The sequence below is a fragment of the Mesorhizobium silamurunense genome (genome assembly GCF_014843825.1).
Lineage (GTDB): Bacteria > Pseudomonadota > Alphaproteobacteria > Rhizobiales > Rhizobiaceae > Mesorhizobium > Mesorhizobium silamurunense.
Map to the genome: position 1 here is coordinate 1 of NZ_JHQR01000426.1, position 5385 is coordinate 5385.

At 64.2% G+C, this 5385-nt stretch carries 6 protein-coding genes; 2 read left to right on the plus strand and 4 right to left on the minus strand.

Annotated features, from left to right (window positions below; translation table 11 throughout):
- The 4 genes from DH10_RS35675 to DH10_RS35690 all read right to left on the minus strand — a co-directional run.
- A partial coding sequence (locus tag DH10_RS35675; RefSeq protein WP_192385941.1) for a sugar ABC transporter permease occupies positions 1-969 on the minus strand: 969 nt, incomplete at its 3' end.
- Positions 966-1778 (minus strand): ATP-binding cassette domain-containing protein, encoded by an 813-nt coding sequence (locus DH10_RS35680; RefSeq protein ID WP_192243479.1) that lies wholly within the window; start codon positions 1776-1778, stop codon positions 966-968. The genes DH10_RS35675 and DH10_RS35680, both read right to left, overlap by 4 nt.
- 192 nt (positions 1779-1970) lie before the next feature.
- A complete protein-coding gene (locus DH10_RS35685) occupies positions 1971-3038 on the minus strand; it encodes an ABC transporter substrate-binding protein (protein WP_192243481.1) in 1068 nt (355 codons plus the stop codon).
- Between the two features lie 225 nt (positions 3039-3263).
- Positions 3264-4148: an AraC family transcriptional regulator gene (locus DH10_RS35690; protein ID WP_192243483.1), complete on the minus strand. Its 885-nt coding sequence runs from the start codon at positions 4146-4148 to the stop codon at positions 3264-3266.
- A 279-nt stretch (positions 4149-4427) separates the two neighbouring features.
- On the opposite strand from DH10_RS35690, the gene DH10_RS35695 reads away from it, so the two are divergent.
- Complete coding sequence (locus DH10_RS35695; protein ID WP_192243485.1) at positions 4428-5030, plus strand: ANTAR domain-containing response regulator; 603 nt, start codon at positions 4428-4430, stop codon at positions 5028-5030.
- 2 nt (positions 5031-5032) lie between these two features.
- The coding region (locus tag DH10_RS35700; protein ID WP_192385942.1) for an ABC transporter substrate-binding protein at positions 5033-5385 on the plus strand (353 nt) is incomplete at its 3' end.

Consider the following 5385-nt stretch of genomic DNA (forward strand, 5'->3'; position numbering starts at 1 on the left):
CAGCAGCCCGCCGGTGGCAGCCAGCGTGGCGCAGAGCGCGAAGGCGCTGGCGTAGATCAGGCGCACATTGATGCCGGCGCGGCGCGCCGCCTCGCGGTTGCCGCCGACCGCGGTCATGGAGCGGCCCCACTGGGTCCGCTTCAGCGCGTAGTTCATCGCCACGACCAGGCCGACGAACAGGGCGAACATCCAGGGCACGCCGCGCGACTGGTTGAGATAGTAGGTCACCAGTTCGAGCGCGACCGTGATCGCGACGGCCTGGAGCAATAGCCCGCCGAACGAGCGCGACGACAATCCGGCGGCCTGGCGGCGCTGCGCCTTGCGGTAGCCGAGCAGCAAAGCGAGCACGCCGGGTACCACCGCTAGCGTGTACGACACCCAATGCGGCATCACCAGCAGCTGGCCGAAATTCACCAGCGGCGAATCGTAGGGCAGGTTGATCGAGCCGGTCGGGCCGAGGATGTAGAGCTGCAGCCCTAGGAAGGCGAGCAGGCCCGAAAGCGTCGACACGAAGCTGGGCATCCCGAGCCGGTTGAGCAGCAGCGCATAGACGCAGCCGGTCACGAACCCGACCGCCATGGCCGCGAGGATGGCAAGCGCGACCGGCCAGCCCCACTGCACCCACAGCACGCCGAGCAGCGCCGAAGCCAGGCCGCTGACGGAGCCGACGGACAGGTCGATCTCGCCCACCATCAGCACGCAGACGATGCCGAGCGAGATGATGCCGACCGTCGAGCAGTCGAACAAAAGATTGACCAGGTTGTTCGGCGACAGGAATACCGGGTTGAGCGTCTGGAAGATCGTGCAGATCAGCACCAGTCCGACGACCACGGGCAGCGATCCCAGATCGCCGGAGCGGACGCGGTCGAGAAAGCCCCTGATGGCGCCCTTCGCGCCGCTGCGGTCCTTCAGCCGCTCGTCGCTGCGATCGAGCAGCGCGCCGGGATTTCGATCGGAAGCCGTCGTCATGGCTGCTCTCCCTGCACCTTCTCGGCTGTACGCCTGCCGCGCCGCGAGACGGCGTTGTCGTCGGCGCCGGTTATCGCGGTCACCAGTTCCTGGTTGGATGCGCCGGGCAGGAAGATGCCGTTGTTGCGGCCGAGCCTCAGCACCACGATGCGGTCGGCGACGGCGCGCACGTCCTCCATGTTGTGGCTGATCATGACGACACCCAGCCCGCGATCCCGCACGCGCTCGATGAGGTTCAGCACCTCGGCCGTCTGCGCGACGCCGAGCGCCGCTGTCGGCTCGTCGAGGAGAATGACCCTCGGCTCCATCAGCAGCGAGCGGGCGATCGCCACCGTCTGCCGCTGCCCGCCCGAGAGCGACGCCACTGGTTCGCGCACGCTGGGGATCCGCGCGGACAATTCCTTGAGCAGGGTCCAGGCGCGGACCTCCATCGAGACTTCGTCGAGGCGAAGGGGATGAAGCTCGCGGCCGAGGAAGATGTTGGCCACGACGTCGAGGTTCTCGCAGAGCGCCAGATCCTGGAAGACTGTCGCGATGCCGAGCTTCAGCGCCGCGGCGGGATTGGCTAGCGTCACCGGCTGGCTATCGAAAGTAATCGAGCCCGAACTCGGCATGTGTGCGCCGGCAAGGATCTTCACCAGCGTCGACTTGCCTGCGCCGTTGTCCCCGACCAGGGCCACGATCTCGCCGGCATTGATGTCGAGATCGACATCGGTGAGGGCCGACACGGCGCCGAAATTCTTCGAGATGCCGCGCAGGCTGAGCACCGGCGGCCGACTTGTCGTGGAGGGCGTATCGGGTATTGCCATGGCCTGTCTCTCTTCCCGCATTTGGTCGGTATGTCCGGCCGCCAGGAGGTAGCGGCCGGACAAGCCCGGCTGTCGCCTTGGCGACGTGCCGAGCGTATCGCATGCGACACGGCGTGTGCCGCATCGCTTTGGAGACGATACGGCTTGCGCCGCATCGCTCTGGAGACAATGCCGCCGGAGCGGCATTGCTCCTTATTCGATGCCGAGCTTCTTGCAGCCTTCGGCGTAGCGGTCGGTGCAGAGCTGCGCGGCGGTCTGGATCTTCTTGTCGATGATCTCGGCCTTGAGGTTCTCCTGCGTCACCACCGCCGGCACGAAGAGCTGCGAGGGCGTGTCGTAGAGCGTCGTCTCGGCTTTCGGAGTCTCGCCCTTGAGAAGCTGCACCGCAACGTTCGCCGCGGCCGCGGCGACGATTTCGCTAGGCTTGGAGATAGTGTTGTACTGGTCGCCGGCAATAACGAGCTGCAAGGCGGCGATCGTGGCATCGTTGCCCGTCACCGGCGGCACCGGATCGACGCCGGCGGCCTTGAACGCCGCGATGGCGCCGCCGCCCGTGCCGTCATTGGCGGCGACCACGCCGACGATCTTGTTGCCGAAGCGCGAGATCTGCCCCGCCGCCCATTGCTGGGCATTCGACGGCGCCCAGTTCGGCGTGTCGAACTCGGCGAGCGTCTTGTAGCTGCCGGTCTTGAGGCCGTCGTGGATACCGTCCTTGATCAGGCCGGCCGCGGCGTCGGTCGGAGAGCCGTTGATCTGCAGCACGCCGACATCGCCGTCGCTCGACACGCCCTTGGCCTTGAGATGCTCCACCAGCGAGGCGGCGATCGCCTTGCCGATGGCCTTGTTGTCGAATGACACGTAGAAATCGGCCTTGGTGGTGGGGATCGGACGGTCATAGGCGATGACCTTGACGCCCTGAGCCTGCGCATTGTGCACCAGCGATGCCGCCGCCGCGGAGTCGACCGGGTCGAGCACGACAACCTTGGCGCCCTGGGTGATGACCGAGTTGAACTGCTGTTGCTGCTTGGTGACGTCGGCGTCGGCGTTGAGATAGAGCACCTTGCAGCTGTCGCAGAGTTTCTTCATTTCGGCGACGAACCCTGGATGGTCATGCTCTTCGTAACGCGTCGAGCCCTGGTCGGGCATCAGAAACGCGACCGTGGAACCGGCGATATCCTGCGCGTTGGCAAAGGTCGCGCCGAGAGCGAGGCCCGAGACGGCCAAGGCGGCCGCAGTCAGTCTGGACATATATCTGGACATAAGGTCTTCTCCATTCCCGTTGTTGTGAACGGACCCCCGATGCCGGGCCGCGGATGTCTGCTCGCGCTGTCCGATCGGAAGTCTAACGAACTCGTGCAGCAGCCTCACGGCTTCCTCCCGCTGGCATGACACGAGGCAATACTCGTCCGTCGTTGGTTCGCTTGCGCGATCCATCGCTTGATCTTGGCTATTGTTTAAGGCTTGTTTCTCCTCCCGAACTCCTTTCTATGCGGCGCGCGCGGCCGCGAAATTGTCTGCAACCAATCGTCTGAACTGCGAAGGCGGCATGCCCTTCTCGGCCAGGAACTGGCGATTGAAGTTCGACAGATTGTTGAAGCCGACCTCGAAGCAGATGTCCGAGATCTGCGCCTGCTCGTCGCTCATCAGGATCTGACAGGCGAGATTGATGCGCAGGCGCTTGATGTATTGCAGCAGCGACATGCCGGTGTGCTTGCGGAACGAGCGCGAAAACGCGCTCGGCGTCTGCCCGGCGATCGCGGCAAGATCGCCTTCGTTGAATTGCTGGGTCAGGTTCTCGCGGATATAGGCGAGCGCCTGGTTCATGCCCGCCGACATGTATCCCGATGGATCCGGCACATAGTTTTCGCTGGCGAGCACGCGCGGCGCGCTCTCGCGGCTCAGCGCTTCCATGATCGACATGAAAAGGCTGATCCGGTGCACGCCATAGGCATGCGTGATCTCCGCCATCAACGGCATGACCTCCCTGCTCACTCCCTTGCTGAACAGGACGCCGCGCCGCGAGAGGTCGAGCAGCGGGGAAACAGCGCTAAGCTCGGGAAAGGTCGAGATCGCGCCGCCGATGAATTCCTCGCTGAACTGGATCAGCCTGCAGCGCAGCGGAACGGACTGGCCTTCTGGAACCTCGCTGATCCAGTTGTGCGGCAGGTTGGGACCGGCCAGCACGAGATTGCCGATCTCGAATTCGCCGATGAAGTCGCCGACGAAATAGCGGCCCTTGGTCGCGACGATCTGATGCAGTTCGTATTCGGGATGAAAATGCCAGCGCACCGTATGGTACGGATAGCCATGCCATTTCACCGCGAATGACTCGCCAGGCCTTATCTGTATGACTTCCAGATCGGGTCCCATGCTTCCTCCCGGAGGCTGTCGGGGTGCTTCAGCCTTCGAACCGCGGCCGTTTGTTTGGCTCATCTAGGGACAGGATAACGGCGACCAGGGATGACCGCCACCTCGCCACGCCGCGCCGACTGATACGTTTTTGACCATTTTGGGCCAGCGAACGGGGTATCTTCGAAAATCCGCAGGCCCAAATACCTGGATTTCACAAAAGGCGCATGGGCGCGGCAAACTTCGCCTCGGACAGCATTGCCGCATTGCACAATTCTGGTCCGGCTGCACAATAGGCGCATGTCCGCCGGTTCGTTGACCATCCTTGTTATCGACGAGAACCGCATCCGTGCCTCGATCATCGAGGCCGGATTGCGGGACGCCGGCCATCGCCATGTCACCGTGGTCCACGACGTGGCCGGTATCGCCAGGCGCATTGCCGAGATCGAGCCGGATGTCATCGTCATCGATCTCGAAAATCCCAACCGCGACATGCTGGAGAACATGTTCCAGCTTTCGCGCGCGGTGAAACGGCCGATCGCCATGTTCGTCGACCGCTCAGACCAGGCCTCGATCGAGGCGGCCGTCGATGCCGGTGTGTCCGCCTATGTGGTCGACGGGCTGAAGAAGGAACGCATCAAGCCGATCCTCGACATGGCCATCAGCCGCTTCAATGCCTTCTCGCGCATGGCGCGCGAACTGGAGGAGGCGCGAAGCGAGCTCGAGAACCGCAAGGTCATCGATCGGGCCAAGGGCATATTGATGAAGTCGCGCGGCTTGAGCGAGGAGGCTGCCTACGCGCTTCTGCGCAAGACCGCGATGAACCAGAACCGCAAGATCGCCGATATCGCCCAAAGCCTGGTGACGGCGGCGGGGCTGCTGGGTCCGCTGGAGGGCGAATGAGCATGACTGCTGCGCACGAGATCACCGCCGGCTTCATGCCCCTTTTCGACAGCGCCGTTCTGGTCGCGACCGGCGAGATGGGCTTTGCCGCTCGCGAGGGCATCGAACTCAAGCTGCATCGCGAGACCTCCTGGGCCAACATTCGCGACCGCATCGCCATCGGCCATTTCGATGTCGCCCATATGCTGGGGCCGATGCCGCTCGCCTGCAGCCTCGGCCTCACGCCGCTTGCGTCCGAGACCATCGTGCCCTTCTCGCTCGGGCTCGGCGGCAACTGCGTCACCGTCTCCAACGCGGTGTGGCAAGGCATGGCGGCGCATGGGGCCGCACCCGACCTCGATCCGGCGCGCGCCGG

Excerpts from the sequence above, each read along its gene's own strand:
- DH10_RS35685 (WP_192243481.1), bottom strand. The coding sequence starts at position 3,038 with ATGTCCAGATATATGTCCAGACTGACTGCGGCCGCCTTGGCCGTCTCG.
- DH10_RS35690 (WP_192243483.1), bottom strand. The coding sequence starts at position 4,148 with ATGGGACCCGATCTGGAAGTCATACAGATAAGGCCTGGCGAGTCATTC.
- DH10_RS35680 (WP_192243479.1), bottom strand. The coding sequence starts at position 1,778 with ATGGCAATACCCGATACGCCCTCCACGACAAGTCGGCCGCCGGTGCTC.
- DH10_RS35695 (WP_192243485.1), top strand. The coding sequence starts at position 4,428 with ATGTCCGCCGGTTCGTTGACCATCCTTGTTATCGACGAGAACCGCATC.